Source organism: Synechococcus sp. CS-1332, from assembly GCF_025127995.1.
GTDB lineage: Bacteria > Cyanobacteriota > Cyanobacteriia > PCC-6307 > Cyanobiaceae > Cyanobium.
Map to the genome: position 1 here is coordinate 1 of NZ_JAHLYP010000009.1, position 26257 is coordinate 26257.

Annotated in this window: 29 protein-coding genes and 1 pseudogene; 14 read left to right on the forward strand and 16 right to left on the reverse strand. The window is 68.6% G+C overall.

Annotated elements, in window-relative coordinates:
- Positions 1-1593 (forward strand): selenide, water dikinase SelD (gene selD, locus KQ305_RS01285; protein ID WP_259723648.1); only part of this gene is annotated, 1593 nt, incomplete at its 5' end.
- On the opposite strand, the gene mnmH is transcribed toward selD, so the two are convergent.
- On the reverse strand, positions 1550-2590 hold the full coding sequence (mnmH, locus tag KQ305_RS01290; protein WP_259723649.1) for a tRNA 2-selenouridine(34) synthase MnmH: 1041 nt from the start codon (positions 2588-2590) through the stop codon (positions 1550-1552). The two genes, selD and mnmH, sit on opposite strands and share 44 nt — an antisense overlap.
- Before the next feature lie 92 nt (positions 2591-2682).
- Between mnmH and KQ305_RS01295 the strand changes: the two genes are divergently transcribed.
- The 4 genes from KQ305_RS01295 (at position 2683) to KQ305_RS15335 (ending at position 7196) form a co-directional block, all read left to right on the forward strand.
- A complete protein-coding gene (locus KQ305_RS01295) occupies positions 2683-3621 on the forward strand; it encodes a putative selenate ABC transporter substrate-binding protein (RefSeq protein ID WP_259723650.1) in 939 nt (312 codons plus the stop codon).
- Between the two features lie 38 nt (positions 3622-3659).
- On the forward strand, positions 3660-4805 hold the full coding sequence (locus KQ305_RS01300) for a ChaN family lipoprotein (protein WP_259723651.1): 1146 nt from the start codon (positions 3660-3662) through the stop codon (positions 4803-4805).
- A gap of 160 nt (positions 4806-4965) precedes the next feature.
- Entirely contained in the window at positions 4966-6132 is a 1167-nt protein-coding gene (locus KQ305_RS01305; protein ID WP_259723652.1) for a DUF1611 domain-containing protein, read from the forward strand.
- The gene (locus KQ305_RS15335; protein ID WP_311134303.1) at positions 6129-7196 is read left to right on the forward strand and encodes an alanine/ornithine racemase family PLP-dependent enzyme; all 1068 of its coding nucleotides are present in this window, start codon (positions 6129-6131) and stop codon (positions 7194-7196) included. The genes KQ305_RS01305 and KQ305_RS15335 overlap by 4 nt, the downstream gene beginning before the upstream one ends.
- A gap of 12 nt (positions 7197-7208) precedes the next feature.
- Here the strand turns inward: KQ305_RS15335 and KQ305_RS01320 are convergent, their stop codons facing one another.
- The 4 genes from KQ305_RS01320 to KQ305_RS01335 form a co-directional block, all read right to left on the reverse strand.
- Positions 7209-7352, reverse strand: coding sequence for a hypothetical protein (locus tag KQ305_RS01320; RefSeq protein WP_311134304.1), 144 nt, complete (start codon positions 7350-7352; stop codon positions 7209-7211).
- Positions 7353-7451: 99 nt separating this feature from the next.
- The gene (locus tag KQ305_RS01325; protein ID WP_259723653.1) at positions 7452-8321 is read right to left on the reverse strand and encodes a hypothetical protein; all 870 of its coding nucleotides are present in this window, start codon (positions 8319-8321) and stop codon (positions 7452-7454) included.
- Positions 8322-8419: 98 nt separating this feature from the next.
- Positions 8420-8593: a 4a-hydroxytetrahydrobiopterin dehydratase gene (locus KQ305_RS01330; protein ID WP_259723654.1), complete on the reverse strand. Its 174-nt coding sequence runs from the start codon at positions 8591-8593 to the stop codon at positions 8420-8422.
- Positions 8594-8603: 10 nt separating this feature from the next.
- Complete coding sequence (locus tag KQ305_RS01335; RefSeq protein WP_259723655.1) at positions 8604-8783, reverse strand: hypothetical protein; 180 nt, start codon at positions 8781-8783, stop codon at positions 8604-8606.
- A 544-nt stretch (positions 8784-9327) separates the two neighbouring features.
- Here KQ305_RS01335 and KQ305_RS01340 point away from each other — a divergent pair.
- Positions 9328-10257, forward strand: a complete 930-nt coding sequence (locus tag KQ305_RS01340) for an ion channel (protein WP_259723656.1) — start codon at positions 9328-9330, stop codon at positions 10255-10257.
- A 61-nt stretch (positions 10258-10318) separates the two neighbouring features.
- Here KQ305_RS01340 and KQ305_RS01345 read toward each other — a convergent pair whose 3' ends face one another.
- The 5 genes from KQ305_RS01345 to KQ305_RS01365 form a co-directional block, all read right to left on the reverse strand.
- Positions 10319-10777: a 4a-hydroxytetrahydrobiopterin dehydratase gene (locus tag KQ305_RS01345; RefSeq protein WP_259723657.1), complete on the reverse strand. Its 459-nt coding sequence runs from the start codon at positions 10775-10777 to the stop codon at positions 10319-10321.
- Between the two features lie 123 nt (positions 10778-10900).
- Positions 10901-11080, reverse strand: coding sequence for a hypothetical protein (locus tag KQ305_RS01350; protein WP_259723658.1), 180 nt, complete (start codon positions 11078-11080; stop codon positions 10901-10903).
- Between the two features lie 264 nt (positions 11081-11344).
- A complete protein-coding gene (locus KQ305_RS01355; RefSeq protein ID WP_259723659.1) occupies positions 11345-12010 on the reverse strand; it encodes an SDR family oxidoreductase in 666 nt (221 codons plus the stop codon).
- A 37-nt stretch (positions 12011-12047) separates the two neighbouring features.
- Entirely contained in the window at positions 12048-12956 is a 909-nt protein-coding gene (locus tag KQ305_RS01360) for a cation diffusion facilitator family transporter (protein WP_259723660.1), read from the reverse strand.
- A 73-nt stretch (positions 12957-13029) separates the two neighbouring features.
- The gene (locus KQ305_RS01365) at positions 13030-13404 is read right to left on the reverse strand and encodes a DoxX family protein (RefSeq protein WP_259723661.1); all 375 of its coding nucleotides are present in this window, start codon (positions 13402-13404) and stop codon (positions 13030-13032) included.
- A 114-nt stretch (positions 13405-13518) separates the two neighbouring features.
- Between KQ305_RS01365 and KQ305_RS01370 the strand changes: the two genes are divergently transcribed.
- The 3 genes from KQ305_RS01370 to KQ305_RS01380 are packed head-to-tail and all read left to right on the forward strand — an operon-like array spanning position 13519 to position 16530.
- Positions 13519-14289, forward strand: coding sequence for an ATP-binding cassette domain-containing protein (locus KQ305_RS01370; protein WP_259723662.1), 771 nt, complete (start codon positions 13519-13521; stop codon positions 14287-14289).
- Positions 14286-15830: an ABC transporter permease gene (locus tag KQ305_RS01375; RefSeq protein WP_259723663.1), complete on the forward strand. Its 1545-nt coding sequence runs from the start codon at positions 14286-14288 to the stop codon at positions 15828-15830. The genes KQ305_RS01370 and KQ305_RS01375 overlap by 4 nt, the downstream gene beginning before the upstream one ends.
- A gap of 34 nt (positions 15831-15864) precedes the next feature.
- Positions 15865-16530, forward strand: coding sequence for a hypothetical protein (locus KQ305_RS01380; RefSeq protein WP_259723664.1), 666 nt, complete (start codon positions 15865-15867; stop codon positions 16528-16530).
- A gap of 30 nt (positions 16531-16560) precedes the next feature.
- Here the strand turns inward: KQ305_RS01380 and KQ305_RS01385 are convergent, their stop codons facing one another.
- Positions 16561-17040 (reverse strand): nucleoside deaminase, encoded by a 480-nt coding sequence (locus KQ305_RS01385; RefSeq protein WP_259723665.1) that lies wholly within the window; start codon positions 17038-17040, stop codon positions 16561-16563.
- A gap of 63 nt (positions 17041-17103) precedes the next feature.
- Between KQ305_RS01385 and KQ305_RS01390 the strand changes: the two genes are divergently transcribed.
- Positions 17104-17520, forward strand: coding sequence for a DUF6970 domain-containing protein (locus KQ305_RS01390; RefSeq protein WP_259723666.1), 417 nt, complete (start codon positions 17104-17106; stop codon positions 17518-17520).
- On the opposite strand, the gene KQ305_RS01395 is transcribed toward KQ305_RS01390, so the two are convergent.
- From KQ305_RS01395 to KQ305_RS01415, 5 genes are read right to left on the reverse strand one after another with little or no spacing between them, the layout of a single operon-like run.
- On the reverse strand, positions 17521-19254 hold the full coding sequence (locus KQ305_RS01395; protein WP_259723667.1) for a mechanosensitive ion channel family protein: 1734 nt from the start codon (positions 19252-19254) through the stop codon (positions 17521-17523).
- A complete protein-coding gene (gene moaB / locus KQ305_RS01400; RefSeq protein WP_259723668.1) occupies positions 19251-19766 on the reverse strand; it encodes a molybdenum cofactor biosynthesis protein B in 516 nt (171 codons plus the stop codon). Before moaB ends, KQ305_RS01395 begins: the two co-directional genes overlap by 4 nt.
- Before the next feature lie 31 nt (positions 19767-19797).
- A complete protein-coding gene (locus KQ305_RS01405; RefSeq protein WP_259723669.1) occupies positions 19798-20583 on the reverse strand; it encodes an acetylserotonin O-methyltransferase in 786 nt (261 codons plus the stop codon).
- A 27-nt stretch (positions 20584-20610) separates the two neighbouring features.
- Entirely contained in the window at positions 20611-22158 is a 1548-nt protein-coding gene (locus KQ305_RS01410) for a metallophosphoesterase (RefSeq protein ID WP_259723670.1), read from the reverse strand.
- Between the two features lie 38 nt (positions 22159-22196).
- Entirely contained in the window at positions 22197-23501 is a 1305-nt protein-coding gene (locus KQ305_RS01415; protein ID WP_259723671.1) for a diacylglycerol kinase family protein, read from the reverse strand.
- A gap of 159 nt (positions 23502-23660) precedes the next feature.
- Between KQ305_RS01415 and KQ305_RS01420 the strand changes: the two genes are divergently transcribed.
- From KQ305_RS01420 to KQ305_RS01435, 4 genes and pseudogenes are all read left to right on the forward strand, one after another.
- Positions 23661-24533 carry an integron integrase gene (locus tag KQ305_RS01420; protein ID WP_259723672.1) on the forward strand — a complete coding sequence of 291 codons (873 nt, stop codon included), beginning with the start codon at positions 23661-23663 and terminating at the stop codon, positions 24531-24533.
- A gap of 355 nt (positions 24534-24888) precedes the next feature.
- Positions 24889-25233: pseudogene (locus KQ305_RS01425) on the forward strand (nuclear transport factor 2 family protein); the annotation flags it as partial.
- 170 nt (positions 25234-25403) lie between these two features.
- On the forward strand, positions 25404-25694 hold the full coding sequence (locus KQ305_RS01430; protein ID WP_259723673.1) for a type II toxin-antitoxin system RelE/ParE family toxin: 291 nt from the start codon (positions 25404-25406) through the stop codon (positions 25692-25694).
- A gap of 9 nt (positions 25695-25703) precedes the next feature.
- Complete coding sequence (locus KQ305_RS01435; RefSeq protein WP_259723674.1) at positions 25704-26012, forward strand: addiction module antidote protein; 309 nt, start codon at positions 25704-25706, stop codon at positions 26010-26012.
- Positions 26013-26257 lie beyond the last annotated feature (245 nt).

Below are 26257 nucleotides of genomic sequence, written 5' to 3' on the forward strand. Positions count from 1 at the left end.
CCCCCCCCCCCCCGGGCCGGTGAACGGCTGCTGGCCCAGGCCGCCATCCCCATCCAGCGGCGGGCGCCGGCCGGGGCCCCGGCCGATCTGGCCTGCACCGGCAGCCGCGCCCCCGCCTGGCTGGCGGCCGCCGGGCTGCCGGTGGACACGGAAAGCGGCCGCGTGCTGACCCACCGGAGCCTGGCGGTGGTCGGCCATCCGGCCCTGTTCGCCAGTGGCGACTGCGGCCTGATCGCCACCGATCCCCGGCCCCCCTCGGGGGTGTGGGCCGTGCGGGCGGCGCCGGTGCTGGCGGACAACCTGCGCCGCAGCGTCCTGGAGCCGCCGCGGCCACTGCGGTCCTGGCGGCCCCAGGCGCGGGCCCTGCAGTTGCTCGGCGACGGCGGCTGGCACCCCGACGGCCCCAGGGCCCTGGCCTTCTTCGGATCGGTGGCCCTGGGGCCATCGGGCTGGATCTGGCACTGGAAGCAGCGCATCGATGGGGCCTTCATGGCCCGCTTCGCCACGCTCCAGCCGATGGCTGCCGCCGCCATGGCCTGCCGCGGCTGCGCCGCCAAGCTGGGGGCCGCCCCCCTGACGGCCGCCCTGGCCAGGCTCGACCCTGGCGGCAAGCCGCCGTTGGCGGAAGACGCGGCCGAAGTGGCCACCTGTGCCGACGGCGGCCTGCTGCTGCAGAGCGTCGATGGCTTCCCGGCCCTGGTGGACGACCCCTGGCTGAACGGGCGGCTCACCACCCTGCATGCCTGCAGTGACCTCTGGGCCAGTGGCGCGGCGGTACAGAGCGTGCAGGCCCTGGTCACGGTGCCGGAGGCGGCCGCCTCCGTTCAGGAGGAGCTGCTGCTGCAGACCCTGGCCGGAGTCTGCTCGGTGCTGGAGCCCCTCGGGGCCGCCCTGATCGGCGGCCACACCCTGGAGGGCCGGGATGGGGCGGGCCTGGCCCTGGCCTTGACCGTGAATGGCCGGGTGGCGCCGGCGGCCCACTGGCGCAAGGGGCCGCTGCGCCCCGGAGACGCTCTGCTGCTGAGCCGGCCCCTGGGCAGCGGCGTGCTGTTCGCCGCCGCCATGGCCGGTGCCGCCGCGCCCGCCTGGATGGAGGCGCTGCTGGTGGCGATGCAGCACTGTCAGGCGCCCCTGGTGCCGCTGCTGGCCGCCCACGGCTGCGGCGTCTGCACCGATATCACCGGCTTCGGCCTGCTGGGCCACCTGGGGGAGATGCTGGACGCCAGCGGCGCGGGGGTGGCGGTGGAGCTTGATGGCGCCGCCATCCCCGCCTATCCCGGCGCCCTGGAGCTATTGGAGCGGGGCTTCGCCAGCAGCCTGGCCCCCGCCAATGCCGCCGCCCTCGCCCTTCTGGAGGGGCCGGTGCGGCTGATTTCGGCCGATGGTGGCACCGAGGCACAAGCGGCCTCGGCGGCCCTGGCGGCGCTGCTGATCGATCCCCAGACCTGCGGTCCACTGCTGGCGGCGCTGCCGGCGCAGCGGGCACCGGCGGCCCTGGCCGCCCTCCAGCGGGCCGGCTTCCCGGAGGCCCGCCTGATTGGACGGGTGGTCAGCCGGAGTGAGGCTGCTGCAGCGTCACAAGGCCCCGGTTGACGAGCTGGCGGGCGGCCTCCGGGGCCGCAAGGCCGCCCAGATCCACCGCCGAGCAGGCATGGCCATCCAGGTCGTGGTCGTAGCAACGGTCGTAGTAATCGAGCATCTGGCGGCAGGCGGTGGCCCAGTCGCTCCGCTCGATCGCCTCGAGGGCCAGGGCGGTGCGCTGGGGCCCCAGCCGCTTGGCGATGCGCCCGGTGGCCTCCGCCAGGGCGAGGGGATCCTGGGCGCCGTAGATCTCCACCAGGTGGGCCACCCGCTCCTCCAGGGGCCGCTCCACCGCCAGCACCGGCGCGGCCTTCATCTGGCGCCACAGGCCGGCGGGGATGCGGCAGCGGCCCACCATGGCGCTCTCGGCCTCCAGCCAGATCTGGTCGGCACCGGCCAGGGGCGCCAGGGCGGCGGCGAGGCGGTTCTCATAGTGCTCGCTGCTCGGCTGCTCCGGCAGGCCCAGGCCGCCGAAGCTGCTGCCGCGGTGGTGGGCCAGGCCCTCCAGATCCACCACCGCCGCCCCCAGCCCCTGCAGGGCCAGCAGCAGTTCGGTCTTGCCGCTGCCGGTGCGGCCCCCCAGCAGCTGCAGGGGCCAGGGCCGTTCGAACAGCTCCAGCACCCAGCGCCGATAGCTCTTGTAGCCCCCTTCCAGCAGCAGCACCGGCAGCTCCAGCTGCTGGGCCAGCCAGGCGACGCTGGCCGAACGCATGCCGCCGCGCCAGCAGTGCAGCCGCAGGGGCGCCCCTGACGAGCGTTTGCTCCAGGCCACCAGATCGGCGGCCAGGGCCTCCATCCGCGGACCCACCAGAGCCAGACCCCTCAGCACCGCGGCCTGGCGGCCCTGCTGCTTGTAGAGCGTGCCCACCTCGGCCCGCTCGGCATCACTGAACAGGGGCAGATTGGCGGCACCGGGAATGTGGCCCTGGCGGAATTCGGCCGGCGTGCGCACGTCGATCAGCGCGCCGCCGCCCCCCAGGAAAGTGTCGATGGGGAGGCAGACCGCCATGGAGCTGACCCAGGAAAGGGGGGTGCAGGCCGCCGCCCACCTGCTCGCCATAGTGGATCAAAGGCCGCCTGCGCTTCCCAACCCCGATGTGCATGTTCCGGATCCGCGCCACCGCTGCTCTGATGGGGGTGTCGCTGGCGCTGCTGCCCCTGCTGGCCCCCGCCGCCGCCCCCCTTCCCGGCCTGCTGGCGCCGGCGGGCGCCCAGCAGAGCCAGAAGGTGCTGCGTCTCGGTGCCATCCCCGACCAGAAGCCGGAGAAGCTCAACCGCCTCTATCCGCTGGTGGCCGAGGAACTGGGCCGGCAGCTGGGGGTGAAGGTGGTCTACGTGCCGGTGGTCGACTACGTCGCCGCCGTCAGCGCCTTCCGCACCGGTGCCCTCGACCTGGTCTGGTTCGGCGGGCTCACCGGCGTGCAGGCCCGGCTGCAGAAGCCGGGCGCCCGGGTGCTCGCCCAGCGCGACATCGACGTGTCATTCCGCACCGTCTTCATCGCTAACAGCCGCAGCGGCCTCAAGCCCGTCACCAGCGCCAGGGGGCTGGCGGAACTGAAGGGCAAGCGCTTCACCTTCGGCTCCGAAAGCTCCACCTCCGGTCGGCTCATGCCCCAGTTCTTCCTGGGCAAGGCGGGGGTGAAGCTGTCCGACTTCGCCGGTGGTGCTCCCGGCTTCAGCGGCAGCCATGACGCCACCATTGCCCTGGTGCAGAGCGGCGCCTATGACGCCGGCGCGGTGAACGAGCAGGTGTGGAACGCCAACCTCCACGACGGCAAGGCCAACCCCGCCAAGGTGTTCGTCCTCTGGAGAACCACGGGCTATCCCGACTACCACTGGATCGCCCAGCCGGACCTCGACAAGCGCTTCGGCAAGGGCTTCACCGCCAAGGTGCAGCAGTCGATTCTCAGCTGGCGCGCCAGCAACCCCACCCAGAAGCAGATCCTGGCCCTGTTCGGGGCCCAGCAGTTCACTGCGGCCAACGCCAAGGCTTACACCATGATCGAAGATGTGGGCCGCCAGATCGGCAAGATCCGCTGAGCCGCCTCCGCCGCGGGCATCGGACCGCCGGGCTGGCTTTGACCCTGGCCGCCCTGCTTGGGTCGCCGGGCCCTGCGGCCGCCGCCACCTGCGTGCCCGCCGGCGCCTGGGTGGAGCCCACCGCAGCCGGTCCCCGGACGGTGGCGGCCGACGACCTGCTTGATCGCCTGGCCCGGCGCCCGGTGCTGTTGCTGGGAGAACGCCACGACAGCGCCGCCCACCACCAGTGGCAGCTGGCCACGCTCGCGGCCTTGCTGGCGCGGAGCCCCACTCTCAGCCTTGGCCTGGAGATGGTGCCGCGCCGGCTGCAGCCGGTGCTCGATCGCTGGGTGGCCGGCGGGCTGGGGGAGCGCTCCTTCCTCGCGGCCCTCGACTGGCCGGCCATCTGGGGCTACGACGCCGAGCTTTACCTGCCGATCCTGCGCTTCGCCCACGACCGCCGGGTGCCGCTGCTGGCCCTGAATGTGGAGCGGCGGCTGGTGCGGCGGGTGCGGGCCGAGGGCTTCGCGGCGGTGCCCGCCGCCGAGCGGGAGGGGGTGGGCCGTCCGGCGCCGCCCAGCCAGGCCTATCGCCTCCAGCTGCACCGGCTCTGGCAGCACCATCCTTTTGTGCCCAGCAGCGGCCAGCGGCGGCCCGGGCTGGAGGATCCCTCCTTCCGACGCTTCGTGGAGAGCCAGCAGCTGTGGGACCGGGCCATGGCCGAGGCCATCACCGACCAGCGACGTCGGCGCCCCGGGACCCCGGTGGTGGCCCTCATCGGCAACGGCCATCTGGCCGGTGGCCACGGCGTGCCCCATCAGCTGCGGGCCCTTGGGCTGGGTGAGGCGGCCTGGCTACTGCCCTGGGAGGACACGCTCGACTGCGCCGAACTCCAGCCTGGGCTGGCCACGGCGGTCTTCGGAGTGGCGTCATTGCCGCCGGCGGGCCTGAAGCTTGGGGTGTATCTGGAAACCCATGGCGGCCGGGTGGAGATCCATCAGGTGGCGCCTGGTTCGCTGGCCGAGCGCTCCGGCCTGCGGGTCGGCGATGGGATCACGGCGATCGACGGCCAGCCCGTCAGCAGTGCCCGCCAGGTGATCCAGCGGGTGGCCGCCCACCCGGCGGGCCGGCCCCTCGGCCTGACCGTGCAGCGGGGCAGCCGCATCCTGACCCTGCAGCTGCAGCTGCAGCTGGCCCTGCCTTAGCCCTGCCAGGGCCGTAGGGGCCACGGCCAGCGCTCTGGATCGCTTAGTATCATCCGATACGCTTCCGCTTAGTGGGGGCCAGTGGTTATCCCTGCTCGGTTCGGCGATCGGCAGACCATGCGGCCGCCTCCCCTGAGCCTTCAGAAAGGATCAGAACCACTTGACAGCTTCCTCCCGGGCCATCGGCTCGCCCTTGTCGGGGCGCGTCCTTGCCCAGCCGCAGGCGACGTCCACCCCGCTGACCACACCCATGGCAGCCGTGGTCTATTGCGAAGGGCAGTTCGCCAGCGCCGACGGCAAGACCGCTCACGGGCTGGTGCGTTACAGCGCCCTCTACCGGATCGTGGCCGTGATCGACAGCCAGGCCGCCGGCCGTGACGCCGGGGAGCTGCTCGATGGCCTCCCCAATGGCATCCCGATCGTGGCCGATCTGGCGGCCGCGTTCCGCCTCGGCGGCCCCACCCCGGAAGCGTTCATCTATGGCATGGCCCCGGCCGATGGTCTGTACAGCTCCAGCGACCGGCAGGTTCTTCTGGCCGCCATGGCGGCCGGCTTGTCCCTGGTGAGTGGCATGCGCGAGTTTCTGGCGGATGACCCTGTCTTCGCCGCCAGCGCCGCAGGGCACCGGGTGACGATCCAGGATGTGCGCCGGCCGCCGGCTCTGAAGGATCTGCGGCTGTTCAGTGGCGCGATCAGCAACGTCACCTGCCGGCGCATCGCCGTGCTCGGCACGGATGGCGCCATCGGCAAACGCACCACCGCCACGCTGCTGGCGGCGACCCTCAACGATCACGGCATCCACGCGGCGCTGGTGTCCACGGGGCAGACCGGCATCATCCAGGGCGGCCGTTACGGCCTGCCGCTCGATGCGATTCCCTCCCAGTTCTGCTCCGGTGAGGTGGAGGCCGCCGTGGTGGACGCCTTCAACAACGAGCATCCCGAGGTGATCGTGATCGAGGGTCAAGGAGCGCTCAGCCATCCGGCTTACCTCTCCTCCACCTTCATCCTGCGGGGCGCCCAGCCCCAGGCCGTGATCCTCCAGCACGCGCCCAGACGCCGCCAACGCTGTGATTTCCCCGGCGTGGCGATGCCCACGCCCCACAGCGAGATCACGCTGATCGAGGCCTTTGCACCCACCAGGGTGATCGGCCTCACGCTCAACCACGAGGGTATGAACTCCGCCCAGATCTCCGCCGCCATTGCCCTCTACGAGGCGGAACTCCACATCCCGGTCACCGACCCGCTCACCAGCGCCCCCGAGCGCCTGGTGCAGATGGTGGTGAGGTCCTTCCCCGAACTCGGCGCGGAACTGGCGGCGATGGCGTGAGCGCCCCGCGGCTCGAGATCGATCTCGACCGCCTGCACCACAACGCCGCCACGCTGGTGCGCCGCCTGGCGGGCCAGGGGATCGCGGTCACGGCGGTGGGCAAGGCCTGCCTCGGCAGGCCCGAAATCGTGCGCACCTGGCTGGCGGCCGGCGTGACCTCGATCGGCGACTCACGCATCGAAACGCTGGAAGGCCTGGCCCGCGGCGGCCTCACAACGCCGACGCTGCTGATCCGTACCCCGATGCTCAGCCAGGTGGAGCAGGTGGTGGCCCATGTCACCAGCAGTTGCCACAGCGAACCGCTTGTGATCCAGGCGCTGGCGGCGGCGGCCCAGCGTCAGCGCCGGCGCCATGGCGTGCTGCTGATGGTGGAGCTGGGCGATCGGCGCGAGGGCCTCCTGCCCCGTGATCTCGAAGCCATCGCCAGGCTCACCCTGGGCCTGCCGTCGCTGCGGCTGGTGGGGATCGGCACCAACCTGGGCTGCCAGCACGGGGTGGCCCCTGACGCGGCCAACATGGCGGAGCTCTCGGCCCTGGCGGACGCTCTCGAAGCCCGCCTCGGCATCAGGCTCGAGCTGGTCTCGGGGGGTAATTCGGCCAATCTCCCCTGGCTGGCCCGGGGGGGCGCCCCGGGGCGGATCAACCATCTGCGGCTGGGGGAGGCCCTGCTGCTGGGGCGGGAACCCCTGGCACGCTGCCCCATTCCCGGCCTCCACACCGATGCCTTCTCCCTGGTGGGCGAGCTGATCGAAGTGAAACGCAAACCCAGCCGGCCCTGGGGGGAACAGGGGCTCACCAGCTTCCTGGCCACGGCCGCAGCCCCAGCGCCGGACCGGGGCTGGCGGCAGCGGGGCCTGCTGGCGCTGGGTGTTCAGGATGTGGATCCGGCGGACCTGGTGCCGCCACCGGGGGTGTCGATCGTGGGGGCCAGCAGCGATCACCTGGTGGTGGAGGCGGAGCGGCCGTTGCGGGTGGGTGAGGAGCTGCGCTTCCAGCCTGGCTACAGCGCCCTGCTGCGGGCCATGACCAGCCCCTTCGTGCACAAGCACTGCCTCAAGGGGTGACTGCCTCCGGCCCTACCAAGGCAGGTTCTGGCCGTTGGCATGCCAGAAGCTGCCGCTCGTCTCCAGGCTGCGGGCATCGATGCGCTCCAGCAGGCCGTGCACCGACTCCTCGGTGCTGATCGCCTGGTCGCTGAAGCCTGTCACGCGGGTGCGCACCAGGCCGGGAAGAAACAGGGGCCCGGTAATGCCCCGGGGCCGCCAGGCCCGGGGCCCCCAACGTCGAGAGTTTCCAGGGCAGCAGAACCTGCCGTGGGATCAAGGCGCGATCCCGTACATCTCTCTCACCTCCTCCAGCGGCTTGTCGAAGTCGTCCCAGGGGTCCCAATCGCTGATCAGGTCGCGGTTCACCTTGCTGCCCCGTTCCAGGCCATGGATGACCGCCTCCGGGGTGACCTGGTCCGTTTCGGCGTCGTTGAAGGGTGTGCTGCCGATCCCCAGCTGGAGCTGGGCCAGCGCGAACAGAATCGTGTAGAAGGGATCGCTGCGGCCGAAGCCGGCCTGAAAGCCGATCACCCCGCATTCCCCGGCCCGGCTGGGGTCGTAGCCGCCGAGCACGTGGCAACAATCGTGGCGCACGACCGGCGGCGGTGGGCCACCGCGTTCACCGGGCACACTGAAGCCGTTGTCGTCAATGAAGGCGAGGTAGGCGCGGCCGAGGCTTGCCTCGGGATAATCGGCCAGCTGGCGGTAGTGGGCGGCCAGTTCGCGGTCCTCCCGGTGGAGAAGGTGGCGGGCGATCTGCAGGGCGCCATCCATCCCTTCATCGCGGAGGTAGCTCAGGGTGGCTCCCTTCTGAAAGCCGCGTCGGGCGATGTCGAGTCGCACGAGATTGAACTGGCCATCGAGAACATGACGGAAGCTGGTCACGACGGTGTCGCCGATGTCGAGGGCCGTTGCTGTGGCTTGCAACCATTGCAGCTGAGCGGTGCTGGGCTCTCGCTCCATCAGAGCCAGGACGGTCATGCCACGCAGGATCCGTTCGCGCCACTCGGGCTCCGGCACGGCCTCGGCCAGCTGCTCAGGGTCCAGAGGAATGATCTCCTCCAGTGGAATCGGCAGATGGATCAGGTGATCGCGGATGGCGGTGATCGTGCGGCGGGCGATGGCGCTCGGCTGGCCCTCCACAGATGCGATCGCCAGCAGGCTGCCCAGCCCGGCCCGGCCGATGGCCTCGCCCCGACCAGGCGGTGGTTGGAGCTGGGGGGTGGTGCAAGGAATGTCCGTCAGGCGTGACCGTCTCCGTGAACGATGACATCGAACGTCGCCGCCAGCACCACATCGGAGCGGGTCAGTCCCTCCGGATCGTGGGTGTAGGTGATGGCTTCTGCGTAACCCCATCCCAGCTTGAAACCATCACGGTGCCCCTGCTCCTCACAGATGGCTCCGGCATGACGCACCCAGTGGGGGTCAATGCGGGGCCAACACCTCGGGCAGGGATGCAGAGTTCGTCGCGTATTTCCATGGTTCAATTTCTTCCATTCCTCCTGGGATCAGGTTAACGAAACTGGCGTCAACTGGAGAGGCTTTTTCAAAGGGCAGAGGACGCATCCAAGGCGCAGATCGACGGCGCATCAGATGCTGAGCCATGGCGCACCCAGGCATCTGGGAGAAATAGGCTGCATCGAAGGCGTCGCTACAAAGAATTCCTGGCGGAGGTTGGGGCGATTGCCAGGGCTCAGCCACCGATCAGTGGCTGGTGGATCATGGCATCAAAGCTGGACTATCGGATGAACAGGCCTGGCTCTACACCCAGCCCACGTGGATGTTCACGAGCCGCAAGCTTGCGACTGTGCGGAAGGCAGATCTTCGCTTCGTGCAGGGTGCGGTCACGCCTGTGCACCAGCAGATGGTCGCCGCTGCGGATCGTCTTTCCACCCCTGAGGCTCATCTCGACGCGGGCTTTGGCAGAGGCCTTTGCTGAGCTCCACTACGCGCTGCCGGGGTAACTCCAGGTGTCCAGTCCCGCCTGGAATCTGAGGATGTGGTGATCACTCGAGGAATGGCGAGCGTTGAGTGGCTTTGTGAGTCAGCCCACGTGACCAGGCGCTCGTGTAGGGCGGATTTTAATCAATGAATGGAACTCATTGGCAGGGGTGATGATTAGAGTTGGAAAGAGTTCAGGGCCCGGCTGATGGCTTCAGGCAAGCAACGAGCGATCCGGCGTTTTCCCACTGCTTCGATTCGACTGTTGAAGCACGGCGGCATCGTCTCAGTCGTGAATTCAGCTGACTGGATCCGGCATTGGCGCTACCCCAACGATGTGATGCTGGCCGTGTCTTGGCCCACTTTCTTCGGGCTGGTGGCAGCTGCCTATCTACTCCTCAACCTGACCTTCTCCTGCCTGTATTGGTTGGATCGCCACGGCATCGGCGGTGTGGCGGGTCAGTCCACAAGGTTTGACGACGCTTTCTTTTTCAGTGTGCAGACGCTGGGCTCGATTGGGTATGGCGTCCTCTATCCAAGCAGTCTCTATACGAATGTGATCGTCACTATTGAGTCGCTGATGGGGATTGTGTTCATCGCCTTGATCACGGGACTGGCCTTCAGACGCTTTTCACGGTCCACAGCTCGCATCCTGTTCTCGGAGGTGGCAACGATGCATGACTACGACGGTCAGCACTCCTTGATGTTCAGATTGGCCAACGAACGCAGGCGTACGATTCTGCAGGCCAGAATTCAGGCCTATCTGGCCATCGATGAGCGCACTGTTGAAGGGTACCGAATGCGGCGTCTCTATCCGATGAGATTGCAACGGGAGCATTCACCCCTATTTCTACTCACCTGGACGGCGATGCATTCCATCGACTCGACCAGCCCGTTGCATGGCCTATCGCTCGATGATCTAGCCGCCAATCACGCTGACATCGTGGTGTCGTTCAGTGGGATCGATGAAATCTTAGAACGACCCATCCATGCCCATCACAACTACCCCATCTCCAAGGTGTTGTTTGATCAGGCCTTCGTGGAGATGATGCGTGATGAGGACGACGGAAGCGAAAGCTTGATCGTCGCCAATTTCAACCGAACCCACCATTGCCCCTCCAGCACGAGGGCTGATTGAAAGTCCGTACAAACTGGGGGAACGTGGTTCGGTCCGCTTGGACTGAAGGCAGAAGATCTCCTCAGCTCATATCGACACCTTGGATGGAATCAAGTTCTGTGGCCAGAGCGATATCAGCTCTGGTGAGTCCTTCAGACTTGTGGGTGTAGGTGATCGCTTCCGCATAACCCCAGCCCAGCTTGAAATCGGCATGGTGGCCCTGCTTCTCACAAATGACACCAGCGTGACGCACCCAGTCGAGGGCTGAGCTGAAGTCCTGAAAGGTCCAGGCTTTGTGCAAGTGATGGCCATCGACAAGATCCCAGCCTGTGAGCACGCCAAGGGAATCTGCGATCTCATCTGGTGTCAGGTTGGGAGCACGATCCTCGAGAGGGCTGTCGACGTTGTCGCGTAATACATCGTGTAATACCATAATCTGTTCAATTTTTTCTTGGACTAAGAACAACCTAGCGAGGGAGAGGTCGGCTGAAGGATCTTTCTTGGTTGCCAAAGATGCAGTCAAGGTGCTGATCTGCGGCACATAAGGTACTCAGTTCTTTGCGCTCAGCCCTTCAAAAAACTGCCGCCTGTGATGGAAGGCAACCGATGTAATCAAGCTCGCTTAACCCCTGCTTTGGCCTCGACCTTCAACATCGTCAATCCCTCAGTGAAAACCCAGTCCTATTCCGCCTGCAGCCTGGATGGTTTCATCGCCATCAAGGACAACTCCCTGAACTGGCTGCTTCCGTTCGGTGCAGTAGAAGGACCAGGCTGTATAAACGTCCTGGCTGAGGTTGGGATGATTGGCATGCGCACAGCCACCGATCAGTGGCTGGTGGGTCATGGCATCAAAGCTGGACCATCGGATGAAAAGACCTGGCTCTACACCCAGCCCACGTCGATGTTCACGAGCCGCAAGCTTGCGTCCGTGCGGAAAGCGGATCTGCGCTTTGTGCAGGGTGCGGCTACGCCGGTGCACCGGCAGAGGGTCGCCGCTGCGGTGGGGAAGACCATCTGGATTGCCCCTCCTTGTGCCGCGTCAACCGGACGGGGAGATGGCTGGGACCTGATCAGCCTGCCTTGGTCTGATCCTGTTTCGACTGGTCCCCTACCAGGGCAGGATCTGGCCGTTGGCATGCCAGAAGCGGCCGCTGGTCTCCAGGGTGAGGGCATCGATGCGGGCCAGCAGGCCGTGCACCGACTCCTCGGTGCTGATGCCCTGGTCGCTGAAGCCCGTCATGCGGGTGCGCACCATCCCCGGATGCAGCAGAGCCACGGCGATGCCCTGGGGCCGTAGGTCGATGGCCAGCGACTTGCCGGCCATGTTGAGCGCCACCTTCGACATGCGGTAGCCGTAGGCGCGGCCGGAGCTGTTGTCGTCGATCGAGCCCATGCGGCTGGTCATCAGGATCACCTTGGCGCCGGGCGGCAGATGATTCATCAGGGCCTGGGTGAGCCGCAGGGGGGCGATGGCGTTCACCTCAAACTGGCGCCGCAGGCTGTCGACGTCGAGGTTGTCCAGGCTGGTGCGCTCCAGCAGGCCGGCGTTGAGGATCAACCCGTCGATGGAAAGCGGGCCGAGCCGGCCCACCAGATCGGCGATGGCGGCCCCGTCGGTGAGGTCGACCCCCGCCTCGATGCGCACCCCCATGGCTTCCAGTTCCGGCGACGGCGTACGGCAGACCGCCACCACCGTGTCGCCCCTGGTCTGGAGCTGGCGGCAGTATTCCAGGCCGATGCCTCGGTTGGCGCCGGTGATCAGATAGGTGGCCATCGGGGACGCGCTCGCTGCTGTCTGGATCGTATGGGGCTCAACCCTCCTCCCAGCGGAATCCCTCGTCATCCCAGGCCCTGGGATCCTCGATCGGCTCGAGGTGAGTCAGCACATCGCTGCGGGGCAGGGCGATGGCGATCTCCTGCTCCAGCTGCTCGCAGAGGTCATGGCCGTCCTGGACCGTCCATTGCCCCGGCACCAGCACATGGAAGGCCACGAAGCGGCGTGATCCGGCCACCCGGGTGCGCAGGGCGTGGAAGCGGATGCCCTCAGTTTCATGGGAGGCCAGCAGCGCCTCCAGCTGCTCCTGCTCGTCGATGGGGAGCGAACGGTCGAGCAGGCCGGAGGCGGTTTCCCGCAGCAGATTCCAGCCGGTGAGGGTGATGTTGAGCGCCACCGCGATGGCGATCAGCGGGTCGAGGATCGTCAGGCCGGTGACCTTCACCAGGCCGATGCCCACCAGCACCCCGCAGGAGGTCCAGACGTCGGTGAACAGATGGTGGGCGTCGGCCCGCAGGGTGATCGAGTGGAAGTGGCGGGAGGCCTGCAGCAGCACCCAGGCCACCAGGCCGTTGAGCACCGTGGCCACCAGGGAGAGGGCCATGCCCAACCCCAGTTGCTCCAGCGGCTCAGGAGTCTGCAGGCGGCCCACAGCCGAATAGATGATCGCCAGTGCGGCCAGCACGATCAGCACGCTCTCCAGGCCGCTGGAGAAGTACTCGGCCTTGAAATGGCCGTAGTGGTGGGTGCGGTCGGCGGGCTTGGCGGCGAGGCTGAGGGCCCAGAAGGCCCCCAGGGCCGCCACCAGATTCACCCCGGATTCCATGGCATCCGAGAGCAGGCCCACCGAGCCGGTGAGTCGCCAGGCCGCCGTCTTGAGCACGATCGTGGCCACCGCCGCCGCCACCGACAGCAGGATGTAGGAGCGGGGGGAAGCAAAGGCCATGGGGTGACGGACCTGACCGGGACTGTTGAACCAGCCTGGCTGCGGCGCCCCGGCCCGTCAGCCCGTTGGCTGTTCAGGCCGCGGGACGCTCGGCCACCAGCAGCAGGCCCCCCATGATCGAGAGGTTCTTCAACAGCGCGATCCGCTCCTGGGGGTCGGCCAGATCGTTGTGGAAGATCAAGGTGGTGGGCACCAGGAACAGGAGCAGCAGGATCGCCCCGAGCCGCACCCGGAAGCCGCTGATCACCAGCACCGAACCGACGGCCATCAACGCCATGGCGGCCGCCAGCAGCACCGGCGCGATCGGCAGGCCCCGACCGGCCATCATCCCGGCCACCCCGGCGAACCCCGTCAGCTTGCCGATCACCGCATGGAGGAACACCAGGCACAGCAGCACCCGGGCGATGCCATCAAGGAGAGAGGGTCTGGAACCCGTGGAGGAGGTCATGGGCAAGCGTGCGGATGGGGAGAGTCTGCTGGCCGTCCCCCTGGCCTGACGTGCCAAGGGGCCATGGCCTGACGACTGGCAATCTGGACCGAGCCTTTGCTGTTTCCGTCTGTCATGGCCGCCGGCCCCCCCACCGCCGTGCTCGCGCTGCGGGGCATCCGCGTCAGCGGCCGCGATCGGCCCCGGCTGGAGGACGTCGATCTGAGCCTGGCCCCCGGCGAGCGGGTGGCGTTGCTGGGGGCCAGTGGCGCCGGCAAGAGCACCCTGCTGGCGGTGGCCAACGGCCTGCTGGCGCCGGTGGCGGGCACGGTGCTGTGGGAGGGGCAAGCCCCCGCCCGCTCCCGCCGCGGCCGCCGCCGCCAACAGGCCCGCATCGGCACCCTCTGGCAGGACCTGCGCCTGATCGAGGAGCTCACTGTCCAGCAGAACCTCAACGCCGCCCGGCTGGCCCGCTGGGGCTGGCCCCGGGCCCTGCTCAACCTGCTCCTGCCCCTCGACACCGACGCCTGCGCGGTGGCCCTGCGGGCGATGGATCTGGATCCGGCCCTGTTGGAGCAGCCGGTGACGGCCCTCTCTGGCGGTCAGCGCCAGCGGGTGGCGATGGCCCGCCTGCTGCGCCAGGAGCCCACCCTGCTGCTGGCCGATGAACCCCTGGCCAGCCTCGATCCGCGCCTGGCCAGCGAGCTGCTGGCCCTGCTGCTGGCCCAGGCCGTGGCCCCCCGGGCCCTGCTGCTGAGCCTGCATCGCCCCGACCTGCTGGACGGCTTCGATCGGGCCGTCGGCCTCAAGGACGGCCGGGTGCTGTTCGATGGGCCGGTGGCCCGGGTGAACGCGGCCCTGCTGGCGGACCTCTACGGGGGTACCCCGCACGGCCCGTCGCCTTGAAACCGGCCGCGCCGCTGCTGATGCTGCTGCCGGCCCTGGTGCTCGTGCCGCTTGCTTTCCTGCTGCCGCCCCTGGTGCACGGGGGCGGCTGGGAGCTGATCGGCAGCTTCGCGCTGGCGGCGGTGACCCCCTCGCTGGATCCGGTGGTGCTCGCGTCGCTACTGGGGGGGCTCGGGGTGACGGCCGGCATGGCCCTGCTGGGCTGGGCCGGCAGCCTGGTGCTGGGCCTGCTGCTGGGGGCGGCCAGCTCCCGCACCGTGTGGCGCACCCTGACCGGCAGCGCCCTGCCGGCGGAGCTGATTCGCCGCCTGCTGGCCTTGCCCCGGGCGATCCATGAACTGATCTGGGGCCTGCTGCTGCTCCAGCTGGTGGGGCTGCAGCCGGCGGTGGCGGTGCTGGCGATCGCCCTGCCCTTCGGCGCCTTGGTGGCGCGGGTGCTGTCCGACCTGCTCGATGCCCTGCCCACCGCCAACCTCGAAGCCCTGCGGGCGGCGGGAGCCCCGGCGCCGGTGGCCCTGCTCACGGCCCTGGGGCCGGCCCTGCTGCCGGGGGTGCTCAGCTACGGCGGCTACCGGCTGGAGTGCGCCCTGCGCAGCGCCACCCTGCTGGGGGTGTTCGGCCTTGGGGGCCTGGGCACCGATCTGAAGCTGACGCTGCAATCGCTGGAGTTCCATGAACTCTGGAGCGGCCTGTGGCTTCTGCTGGCGGTGATGCTGGCCCTGGAGGGGTGCATCAGCCTGCTGCGCCGTCGCTGGCTGGTGCCCGGCCGTTTCGTGCTGGCCCGGCGGGGTGTGGGGGAGCGCAGCCGCGAGATGTTGCTGACCCTGGCCGCCCTGGTGCCCCTCTGCCTGCTGGTGGGCCGCGGGCTGGGGGTGGATCCGGCGGCCCTGCTCCACTGGCAGCCCCTGCCGGGGCTGGGCGGCGGCGACTGGGCCGCCACCGCCGCCCTGCCCTGGCCCCGGCTGGTGGGGGGCACCCTGCTGCTCACCGTCCTGGCGGCCAGCCTCGCGGTGGGTTTGGCTCCGCTGCTGCTGCTCGTCGTGGCGCCCCTGGGCTGGGCGCGGCAGGGGCTGCGGCTGCTGTGGGCCCTGGGGCGCCTGTGGCCGCCGCCGCTGAGCGCCCTGCTGCTGCTGTTCGTGCTGGAGCCGGGGGTGATCACCGCCGCCCTGGCCCTGGGCTTCCACAACCTCGGGGTGCTGGGCCGGCTGCTGCTGGAGAGCACAGGCGCCACCGATCCGGCCGCCGAAGAGGCCCTGGCCTGCGGCGGCAGCGGCCCACGGCTGGCCCTGCTCTACGGCCGCTTCAGCGCCCTGGCCCGGCCCTACCTGGCCTACGGCGCCTACCGGGCCGACGTGATCCTGCGGGAATCGGTGGTGGTGGGCCTGGCGGGAGCGACCGGTCTGGGCAGCCAGCTGCTGGAAAGCCTCAGCTCCTTTGCCTGGGACCAGCTGCTGGCGCTGGTGGCGGTGTATGCCCTGCTCACCTTGGTTGGCGAGGACCTCAGCGACCGGGCCCGGCGTCGCTGGCTGGCGGCGGCCTGATGGCCCATGGTGGGGCCGCCGCCGCGATGCCGCGATGCCCGCCTCGCCCGCCGACCCCAGCGGGACGGCGCCACCGTTCACCCACCGTTTCCTGCATCGCGTCGAACCGGCGGGGCTGGCGGCGTTCCTGGCGATGGAGGAGCGGCTGATGGCGGCCGCCCGCCGCCACCCGGGCTTCGTGGCCGAAACCGCCCCCTCCCCCTTAGGCCGTGAACCCCATGACGGCCGGCTGCTGTATGCGTCGGAGCTGAGCTTCACCACCCCCGGCGCCTTCATGGGCTGGATGGACTGCCAGGAACGGCGCGATCTGCTCAGCACCGCCGAGCGCGGCGGCTACCGCTACGAAGGCCGCTCCGACTGGGAGGGCTACGCCCGCTGGTTGGGGGAGGCCGGCCGGGAGTCCGTGCCCATATGGAAGGTGAACCTGCTGGTGCTGGTGGTGCTCTACCCGACCGTGGCGGTGCTGCGGGTGCTGCTGCGGCCCCTGCCACTGGATGGTCCCACCGGTCTGCTGCTGGGCAATGTCTGCACCGTGGCGCTCACCGGTTGGTGGCTGGTGCCCTGGATCAGCCGGCGCTGCCAAGCCTGGCTGGAGGGCACGGGTAGCCGTCGCGGCCACCGGCTGACCCTGGCGGCGATCCTGGCGAGCCTGGCGCTGATGCTGCAGCTGTTCCGGGCTTTGCCGGCCACCAGCGCCTGAGGGCCATCCCGAGCGGACCCTTGGGGGATCTCAGTAGCGAACGCGGTCGGGTCTGGCCTGGTAGTCCTTCCAGACCTCCACCGCCTCCTCCCTCAGGATCTGGTGCAGCCGGATCGAGCGTTTCTCCTTGGGCAGGGCCAGCTGCTCATAGATCGGGCGATCATCGAAATCACCGTATTCGAGGGCATCTTCCACCGTCGCCGCATAATAAACCTCCTCGATTCCTGCCCAGTAACAGGTGGCCATGCACATCGGGCAGGGCTCGGCAGAGGTATAGAGAATGCAGCCGGGCAGCTTGAAGCTCTGCAGGGTGATGCAGGCCAGCCGGATCGCCTCCATCTCCCCGTGCCAGGTGGGATCGTGGCTGGCCACGACGCGGTTCATCCCCTGGGAGATGACCACCCCATCCTTGACGATCACCGCTCCGAAGGCCCCGCCGGTGCCGAACTCCAGGGCGGCTTTTCGGGACAGTGCGATGGCCTGGCGGATGAAGGTTTCGTGGTCCGCCATCAATGAAGCCATGGACCTTCCCCGAGCCGAATCAGCGTACCGTTGATCGACATGACAGTGGCCATGCCGCGATCGATCGAGCGTCCATGGAAGCTGCGGCGCTCGGCCCGGCTCGGGCTGGCCTGGGGGGTGATCCTGGCGGCCACGGCCACCATGGGCCTGGCCGGACCCGCCGCCCTGGCCTCCCCCGCCGGTCCGCCACCCTGGCTGGAGCGGCTGATCAGGGAGTTGAAGGCCCGGCCGCCGGGCAACCCGCCCCAGTCGGTGTGGCGCTACCGCTACCGGGACCAGGTGGTGTACTATCTGCCGCCCCAGTGCTGTGACCAGTACAGCGTCCTCTTCGATGCCGAGGGCAGGGTGATCGGCGCCCCGGATGGGGGCCTCACCGGCGGGGGGGATGGTCGGGCCGGCGATTTCCACCAGCTGCGCCGCCAGGGCCTGCTGCTCTGGCGCGACCCACGGGGCCTGGCGCCACGATGATCAGCCGCGGATGGCCAGCTCAAGGCCATCGGCCAGGGGAAGGCCCTCCCGCTGAAAGCGGGCCACGAGGCGCCGCTGCAGCTCCCGGGAGCAGGCCCATTGCTCGCCGGCCACGGTGGTGAGCAGGGCGCTCAGGGTGATGCCCAACGGGCCGGTGGCGCTGACGCCCCGCAGCAGGGGCGCCGCCAGCAGCCGGGGTCCCCAGGTGGTGTCGGCGTGGAAGAGGGCGAGCTCCTCGGCCACCACCGCCAGGGCCTGGTCGATGTCGGAGCAGCGGTGGGACACCAGCAGCTTCACCTCCTCGCCGGAGCGCAGCTTGGTGTGGTTCACCACCCGGTCGAAGGCGCTGTTCTGGATCACGGCCACCCGGTGGTCGAGGCAGCGCAGCTGGGTGCTCAGCACGCCCACGTCCACCACATCGCCCTCGAGGCCGCCGATCTCCACCCAGTCGCCGATGGCGTAGCGGTCTTCGATCAGGACGGCCAGGCCGGCGGCGAAATCCCGCAGCAGCCCCTGGAACACCAGGGCCAGGCCACCCAGCAGGGCGCCGCCGGCCAGCAGCAGGGAGGAGGAGGCGGCACGGAGGCCGGGAATGTCGATCAGGATCCAGCCGCTCGCCACGATCACGCAGGCCAGATCGATGAGGCGGTGGCTCACCCGCAGCAGGCTGCGGTGCCGCTGCTCCCGCCGGGCCTGCTCCTCCACCGGCACCCTGGCGCTGTCGGCCCACTGGTGCAGCAGAAACGTGGCCAGGGAACGCCCCAGCAGGGCGATCAGCCCCACGATCAGCACCTTGAGGACGGAGTGAACCGGCTGCAGCAGCAGCTGCAGGCCCAGGGGCACCTTGCCCGGGACGGCCATCACCCCCAGGGCCAGCATGACCATCAACTCCAGCAGCACCGCCAGCAGCAGCACCAGCCCGAGGGCCTGGTGGAGCTGCAGGCGGTGGTCGAGGGCCCGATCCGGTGTGGGGCTGCGGCGGCCCTGGAGCCTGGCGCGGCGGTGGCGGTTCAGGCGCCATAGCCACAGGGTGCCGGCGGTGAGCACGGCCAGCGCCAGGACCAGCGCGACGGTGAACTGCCAGCGGCGCCGCAGATCGGCCGGCTGCATCACCCGGCGGGCATGGCGCAGGCGGCTCTGCAGGCGCTGCTGCCAGCGTTCCCCCAGGGCCCAGGCGCTGGTGCCGTTGAGGCTGGCGTCGGCGCGGGTGATCGTGAGCAGCGGCAGAGGTTCGGACCGTTCCGGCACCCTGGCCTCCAGCACCACATCCCCACCCGGCAGCAGCCGGCGCGCCACCACCAACTGCTCGGGGGCACTGCCCGGGACCGCCTGGAGCGGAGGCTGCTCACAGGCCCCCTCGTTCCCCCCCATCACCCGGAGCAGAATCCACTCGGCGATCTGTTCGCTCTCGCTGCACAGATGCGCCGGGTCGTAGAGCAGGCGCAGGTTGCCTTCGATCACCTCGGCGCGGCGCTGGGCGTTGGGGACGTTGCCCAGGTCACCCACCACCGGAGAGGCCACGGTGATGGCGGGAACGCCAAGGATCCTGACCTTGGCCAGCTCGAAACTGCCGGCGGCCACCGTGGCATTGCGGGGATCGCCGGGTGCGGCCGGAGCCTCGCTGCCCCCACCGTTGCCGCCGGATCCGGCACCCGCCAGCGCTGGCGGCAGCAGGGATAAGCCGGCAGCGATCAGCAGGGCGAGGGCACCCTGCCACCAGGAGCGGACCCTCACGGCGCCTGATCGGCAGACTCGGTGAGCCGCGGCAGCAGCTGCACCAGGTTGCAGGGGCGGGTGGTGACGTCGAGCTGGGCGCGGATCAGCCGGTCCCAGGCGGTGGTGACCGCATCGAGGGAGCCGGGCAGCACGAACACCACCGTGCCGTTGGCCACCCCGGCCAGGGCGCGGCTCTGCAGGGTGCTGGTGCCGATCGTCTCAAACGACAGCACCCGGAACAGCTCCCCGAAACCCTCGATGGTCTTGTCGAGCAGGGGCGCCACGGCCTCGGGGGTGCCGTCGCGGCCGGTGAGGCCGGTGCCGCCGGAGCTGATCACCACCTGAACGGCGGGATCGGCGATCCAGCGGCTCAGATCGGCGCGGATGCGGTAACGGTCATCGGGCACCAGGGTGCGCTCCACCAGTCGGTGGCCGGCCGCCTCCAGCCGCTGCTGCAGGGCATCGCCCGAGGGGTCGTCGGCGAGGCTGCGGCTGTCGGAGACCGTGAGCAGGGCAATGGGGAGGCTCAAGTCCGGGGCGCGGCAGTCCCACCCATTTTGATCAGGCCGCCACCGCCTCCACCACCGCGACCGGTGAGGGGGTGGGGTGGATGGCGCTCAGCCGCAGCCCCGCCCGCTCCAGCAGGTGGCCGTACTCCGTGGGGGTGCGCTCCTGGCCCCCCTCGGTCATCACGAGCATGTTGAGGTCGAGCAGCTTGCCAGGGGCCGGAGCGTTGCCCGGGGCGATCACCTGCTCGAGGATCAGCACCCTCCCACCGGGGGCGAGGCCGCCGCGGCCACCACCCACGTCGATGAGATGGTGCAGGCCGCTGAAGTCGTAGGCCGCCAGCAGGCCTTCGGTCTCGACGCGGGAGAAGTCGGTCATCGCCCCGTCGAAGATGGCGCCGCGCTCGGGGTTCTTCCCGTACCACGTGAACACCGGTTCGCCGTAGCGGTGGCGGAAGGCGCTTTCCTGCGTGCGCACGCTGTGAAGCAGGTCGGCCCAGGCGTCGTAGTGCTCACCGCCGAGCATGCGGACGAACTGGCGCTGGGAGCCGGGGTGGTCGCTGCGCAGCAGCTCCGCCAGGGGAGTGAGCACGAACCGGCGCGGCGCCTTCTCGCTCTCAGCGAACAGCCCCAGGCTCGCCAGACCCCGCAGCAGCCGGAACAGGGCCTCGCCATCGGCGCCGCAGCACCCGGCGAGCTCCTCGGCCGTCAGGCCCTCGGGGCCGGCAGCTGCCAGATGGTCGGCGATCGCCAGTTCGGCGGCCACATGCAGCATCTGGGTGACCCAGTTGCCGCAGGCGAGCTGGAGGAACCGGCTGGTGAGATCCGCGTTGGGGTCCATGGGAGCGAGGGGCTTGTGCCGGCCGGTCTACAGCGCGATGCCTGCCCCGCGGTAGGGCCGCCATTCCCCTTCAACCTTCTCCGCCACCAGCGGCGTGAGCGTGAGCTTCAGGGGGATGCCGGCCGCCACCTCCACCCGCAGGGCGGAGTAGGCGCGGCGCAGGGCGGAGCCCCGGCCGCTGCGGCCGAGGAACAGGCGCGAGCGGGCCACCACGCGCTCGCTGCCCGGGGGACCCTCCAGCAGCTCGGGCCCCTCCGGCCGCTGGCGGCGCAGGCTGTAGCCGCTGCCGCCGCAGATGGCCCAGGGGATGCGGGCGTCGCCGTGACCGGTGTCACCGGTGTTGAGCAGCTCCAGGCAGTGGGCGTGGCCGCTGAAGGCCAGATCGAGCAAAGGGCGGCCGGCCGGCAGATCGCCGAGGGCGGCGGCCACCCGATCCAGCACGCGGCGCAGCTGGGCACGCACCGCCAGGGTCTGGCCCTGGTTCCACTTGCTGACCTCGGTGACGTAGGGCGGATGGTGCAGCACCAGCAGGCGGCCCCGCACGGCCGGGTTGCGCCAGGAGGCAATCAGGGAATCGGTGAACCAGTCCAGCTGGGCCTCGTCCACCGCCTGGGTCCGGCCGGCTCGGGCTGAGGCACTGCTGGCGAGCTGCTTATCGATGTCACGGATCTGTTCGTCGATCTGCTCGGCCAGGCTGGCCCGATCGTCGCGGGCGTCCTCGTCACTGGTCAGGGGGCCGAGGGACCGCAGTAGGTCGGCGCGTTTGGCGTCGAGCTGATGGCGGTGCCGGCGCAGCTCCCCATCATCGGCGCCGGCCGGGAGGGGGTGGTTGAAGGTGTTGGAGTCCAGGGCGAACACGTCGACCCCGGCCCAGCGGAAGGTGTAGTAGCGGTGGGGCAGGCGGGTGAAAACGCCGGGGCGGTAGAGCAGGCAGTCAGCTCCATCGACGGACCCACTGCGGGTTCGCGAGAGGTGCTCGCCGAGGCCTGGCTCGGGCACAGCCGAGAGCACGTCGAGGAAGGCGTGCGCCCAGGCCTGGCCCACGAAGGAACCGTGCCAGCCCACATCCAGATCCAGCCAGGAGCGAAGCAACCGCCGTGGCGGCGCCGTCAGGCCGGCGAGCAACCCCAGTGGAAGCGGCAGATCGTAGTAGTCGTGGTTGCCGAGCACCGGCAGGAACGGCACCCGGAAGACGAGCTGGTCGTAGGGCAGCCGGCGCCAGTCCTCGCCGCCCATGATCCATTCGCGGTAGGGACGGATGAAGTTGTCCGGGTACTGCTCGCTGGAGCCCACCTGGTAGACGACGTCGCCGGTGTGGAGCAGGAAGCGGGCGTCGGCGCCATGGGCGAGCAGCTGCTCGGCCACCCGCCGCTGGGGGGTGTCGCGGCGGTGCAGCCCGGTGCCGCTGTCCCCCAGCACGAGGAAGGAGAAGGCCTCGGGTGAATCCGGATCCCCCTCGATCGCCAGGCGGCAGGGATCGATGCCGCGGCGGGCCATCTCGGGATGGCCCCAGCGCACCCGCTCGGCCATGCGGCCGACCTTGGTGGCGATGTCCGCCTCGGAGGCGAGGTTCATGGAGGCCAGTTCACGGTGGCTAGTTCACGGTGGCCAGTTCACGGTGGCGGCAGCGGCGCGAACACGGTGAGGGCGCCGGGCAGGCAGGTGAAGGTCACCGGGTCGGCTTCGAGCATTTCGCCGTCGATCACCAGCCGCTGGGGAGGGTCGGTGGTGATCGTGATGTGGCTGGCGCGCAGACACAGAAGATCGGGGTGGTTGCTGGGAGACTGCACCACGGCGGAGGTGAGCAGGGAGGCCAGGGCGTTGAGGCCCTGCAGGCGGGTGCTGGGCGAGGCGATCGTGACCTCCAGCAGGCCGTCGTCGGGGATCACCCGCCCGAAGCCCTGGGCCAGCACGGAGGTGGCGGGGGCCACGTTGGCCACGGTGATGGCGGCGGCCTGCATTTCGGTGACGGTGCCGTCGATCTCGACGCGGGCCTGGAACGGCTGCTGGCTCACCAGCTGCTGGGCGCCGGCGAGCACGTAGGCGAGCGGGCCCAGCATCGTTTTGAGTTCGCGGGTGGCGCGATCCACCATCCCGGCCTCGAAGCCGACCCCGGCCAGCAGGGTCATCGGCAGGCCGTTGCAGCGGGCGGCGTCCACCACGTGGGTGTGGCCGGCCAGGATCGTCTGGCAGGCGGCCACCAGGTCGGTGGGGATGTCGAGCGCCGCGGCGAAGGCATTGGCGGTGCCACGGGGGATCACGCCAAGGGGAATGCCGGTGCCGGCCACCGCCCCCGCCACCGCCGAGACGGTGCCGTCGCCGCCGCAGGCCACGATCATCACGTTGCCGACCTCGCCGGCTGGCCGGGCCTGGAGCAGCTCGACCAGCTCCCGGCACTGGTCGCCCGGATCGGTGCCGGGCCCGGTGAGCAGAACCGTCACCAGGAGCTGGGGTTCGAGGATGGAACGGATCAGGGCCAGATCGGCGTTGGCCTCCCCCTGGCCGGCCACGGGGTTGAACAGCAGGTAGGCCGAGCGGCCGTGGGCCAGGCCGCGCAGGGCCAGCTCGGCGGTGGCGGCGTTGAGGGCCAGGGGCACGGCGGCAAGATCACAGGCGCGGATCAGCAGCCGGCCGTCGGGCGGCGAACCCGGCGGCGCCTCCGGATCGAGGAAGGCGATCACCGCCGCCACCTCACCGGCCAGCAGACGGGCGGCCACCTGAATGTCGCCCCCCTCGGCGAGGGCCTCGAGCGCCATGACCGGCAGCTGGGCGGTGCGGGGATCGCTGCGGAGCCGCCCGGCCAGTTCGGCGGTGGCGAGCAATGGAAAACCGGAGACGGCCAGGGCCTGGCGGTCGAGCCAGTCGAGCAGCGCCGCTTCCCGCGACGGGCTCGCCAGCAGCACCAGGGAGTGGGCCATCGGCGCCAGGCTAGAGGGGAGTCATCGCCGCTCCTCCAGGCCCTCTGACTGATGGTGGACTGGCCGGGGAACTCTGAAGCAGGCTCCGGTTTGTTCCCATGGCTCCGACTCCCGGCCCGAGGCTGATGGATCGTTACCATCAGTTCCTATGCCCAGTGGGTGAAACGCTTTCTGCGCTTTCACGGGATGCGGCATCCACGGGAAATGGGCGAGGAGGAGATCAATGCCTTCCTGTCGCATCTGGCCACAGTGGGGCAAGTGAGTGCCTCCACGCAGAACCAGGCGTTATCCGCCCTGCTCTTTCTCTACAGGCACGTGCTCGGGGGAGATGTGGGCAACCTGGAAGGGGTGGTGCGCGCCCGTCAGCCCAAGCGGTTGCCGGTGGTGTTCACGGTGGGGGAGACGAGGGAGGTGCTGCAAAGGCTCCAGGGAACCGAACAGCTTGTGGCGCAGATGCTCTATGGCAGCGGACTGCGGCTGATGGAAGCGCTGAGGCTCCGGGTGCAGGATGTGGAGATTGAGGTCAGGCAAGTGACCGTCCGCAGCGGCAAAGGCGACAAGGACCGGGTCACCGTGTTCCCCGCCAGCCTGATGGAGCCCTTGCAGAATCATCTGCTGGTGGTGCGGCAGATGCACCGAACCGACCTGGCGGCAGGCTGGGGGAGGGTGGTGCTGCCGATGGCACTGGGAAGAAAGTACCCGAACGCCGCCTCGGAATGGGGCTGGCAGTGGGTCTTTCCACAGTCTCACCGTTGGCGTGACGCCAGGACCCGAACGGAAGGCCGGCACCACATTGACCCATCCGTGATCCAGAAGGCTGTGAAGCGTGCAATCCTGAGCGCCGGAATCAGCAAGCCGGCAAGCTGCCATACGTTCCGCCACTCGTTTGCGACTCACCTGCTGGAGCGCGGCCAGGACATCCGCACCATCCAGGAATTGCTTGGGCACAGCGACGTGAAGACCACGATGATCTATACCCATGTGCTGAATCGCGGCCCTTGCGGGGTGATGAGTCCGGTGGACCTTCTGTAGCGAACCGAACCTCTGGATCTCGGACCCGCCCATGTCTCCGTCACCCAAGAGCAAGGGTAGAGAAAAGCTTTACGCTGGAGGGGTTCTCAGGGCATGATCATGGTCTCACAGGCTTCTTATGCCGCCGGAGCACCCTGAGCAGGATGGATACCGGACCCGCCGAAATACTGTTGATTTGTCCGCGTTTTTACTGTTGTGTGGGTTGCGTAGGATATTTGTGCGGCAAACCAACTCCGCGCTGGAGCCGACACCGCCTGCTAGCCGAACGGCGTTCGGTAGAACGGCGGTGCGGCTCAGCTCCTAGTTATGCGGCTCGGCAAGAGAACGTGACACAAAACCATCAATGGAGATCGAAATGAAGACCTCGAGCTTGTGCGTCAACCAGTTGAGCGAGGCCAGATACAAGTGGTATTTGGAGTACCTAGACGCGCTCGATGCCAAGAATGTCGAGCGCTACGGTTCGTTTCTCGCCGAAGGTTGCGAGCTGGTCATGAATAACGCAGAGCCGGTCGTTGGCAAGGAGTCGGTCCTGGCGGGCCTGTCCTACTACTGGCGCTCGTTCGGCAATCTTGAGCACGAGCTTCTGAACATCTACGGCACGGACAGTTCGTTCATGCTTGAGGCTTTAAACCACTACCAACGCTTAGATGGCAAGGCAGTGACCCTCCGGGCGGTTGCCCTCACCGATCGAAACGAGTCAGGCGAGGTAACTTCGGTACGGCTCTACACAGACACCGGACCGCTGTTCGCGCAGGATGCCGCATATCAACCGGTTGCAGCGGTCGGCGCTGGGGCGCCGCCGCTGAACCGGAGCGTTAGACAGGCCGAGGACCGGTTGCGTCTCCGTATCCCTGGGGATACAATGGTGGCTTGCTGGAGATTCGGGAGACCCCTGCCTATGCCGCATGGTTCAGTGGGCTGCGCGATCGCGCGGCAAAAGCCCGCATCGATATTCGGATTAGGCGTTTATCCCTGGGAAATCCAGGTGATGTCCGTCCGGTCGGAGAAGGTGTCTCTGAGCTTCGGATTCGTTATGGCCCTGGCTACCGGATCTATTTCATAAGCCAAGGCAACATGGTTATTGTTCTTCTCGCTGGTGGCGACAAGGGCTCTCAAGCGAAAGACATCCAGCATGCCAAAGATCTTGCCCGTAACCTATAAGGAGAGCCAATGACCAAAACCGAAACAACTGTCTGGGACCCAGCCAATCATTTCACAAACAGTGAAGACATGGCAGCCTATCTTGAAGCCGCTCTGGAGGATGGAGATCCAAGGCTGGTGGCTGCTGCCTTGGGGGATATTGCTCGTGCCAAGGGCATGTCGCAGATAGCACGTGAAGCTGGACTGGGTCGGGAAAGTCTCTATAAGGCTCTCTCATCAAGCGGTAATCCTGAACTGGCAACCGTCTTGAAGGTTATCTCTGCACTCGGACTTCAACTACATGCCAGTCCTGCTCTTGAGGCGGAGACGGCTGTCTAACAATGCCATGCACCTGGGCCGCCTCCAAATGACTCTTTTCGTCGCATTGAATCCTTGCGGCCATGTGATGGCGAGCGTTAGGCTGACCAAGAAATGAAATGAGTGCAGAAGGAACAATCGCAGCCGTCGTGGTTTTACCGGCCCCGTGGCCACCCCCTCGGGCCCTGACTCTGTTCGCCAAAGACGAAGGAGGAACCACAGTAACCGTGTTCGCGGATAGTGATGCGCGTTTGATTGCATCTGTA

Bases quoted from the DNA above. Each gene is read 5' to 3' on its own strand.
- KQ305_RS01365 (WP_259723661.1), bottom strand. From the start codon at position 13,404: ATGACCTCCTCCACGGGTTCCAGACCCTCTCTCCTTGATGGCATCGCC.
- KQ305_RS01405 (WP_259723669.1), bottom strand. From the start codon at position 20,583: ATGGACCCCAACGCGGATCTCACCAGCCGGTTCCTCCAGCTCGCCTGC.
- KQ305_RS01335 (WP_259723655.1), bottom strand. From the start codon at position 8,783: ATGGCTCAGCATCTGATGCGCCGTCGATCTGCGCCTTGGATGCGTCCT.
- KQ305_RS01390 (WP_259723666.1), top strand. From the start codon at position 17,104: ATGCCGCGATCGATCGAGCGTCCATGGAAGCTGCGGCGCTCGGCCCGG.
- mnmH (WP_259723649.1), bottom strand. From the start codon at position 2,590: ATGGCGGTCTGCCTCCCCATCGACACTTTCCTGGGGGGCGGCGGCGCG.
- KQ305_RS01355 (WP_259723659.1), bottom strand. From the start codon at position 12,010: ATGGCCACCTATCTGATCACCGGCGCCAACCGAGGCATCGGCCTGGAA.
- KQ305_RS01295 (WP_259723650.1), top strand. From the start codon at position 2,683: ATGTTCCGGATCCGCGCCACCGCTGCTCTGATGGGGGTGTCGCTGGCG.
- KQ305_RS01340 (WP_259723656.1), top strand. From the start codon at position 9,328: ATGGCTTCAGGCAAGCAACGAGCGATCCGGCGTTTTCCCACTGCTTCG.
- KQ305_RS01380 (WP_259723664.1), top strand. From the start codon at position 15,865: ATGCCCGCCTCGCCCGCCGACCCCAGCGGGACGGCGCCACCGTTCACC.
- KQ305_RS01415 (WP_259723671.1), bottom strand. From the start codon at position 23,501: ATGGCCCACTCCCTGGTGCTGCTGGCGAGCCCGTCGCGGGAAGCGGCG.
- KQ305_RS01435 (WP_259723674.1), top strand. From the start codon at position 25,704: ATGACCAAAACCGAAACAACTGTCTGGGACCCAGCCAATCATTTCACA.
- KQ305_RS01360 (WP_259723660.1), bottom strand. From the start codon at position 12,956: ATGGCCTTTGCTTCCCCCCGCTCCTACATCCTGCTGTCGGTGGCGGCG.
- KQ305_RS01410 (WP_259723670.1), bottom strand. From the start codon at position 22,158: ATGAACCTCGCCTCCGAGGCGGACATCGCCACCAAGGTCGGCCGCATG.
- KQ305_RS01350 (WP_259723658.1), bottom strand. From the start codon at position 11,080: ATGACCCACCAGCCACTGATCGGTGGCTGTGCGCATGCCAATCATCCC.
- KQ305_RS01370 (WP_259723662.1), top strand. From the start codon at position 13,519: ATGGCCGCCGGCCCCCCCACCGCCGTGCTCGCGCTGCGGGGCATCCGC.
- KQ305_RS01385 (WP_259723665.1), bottom strand. From the start codon at position 17,040: ATGGCGGACCACGAAACCTTCATCCGCCAGGCCATCGCACTGTCCCGA.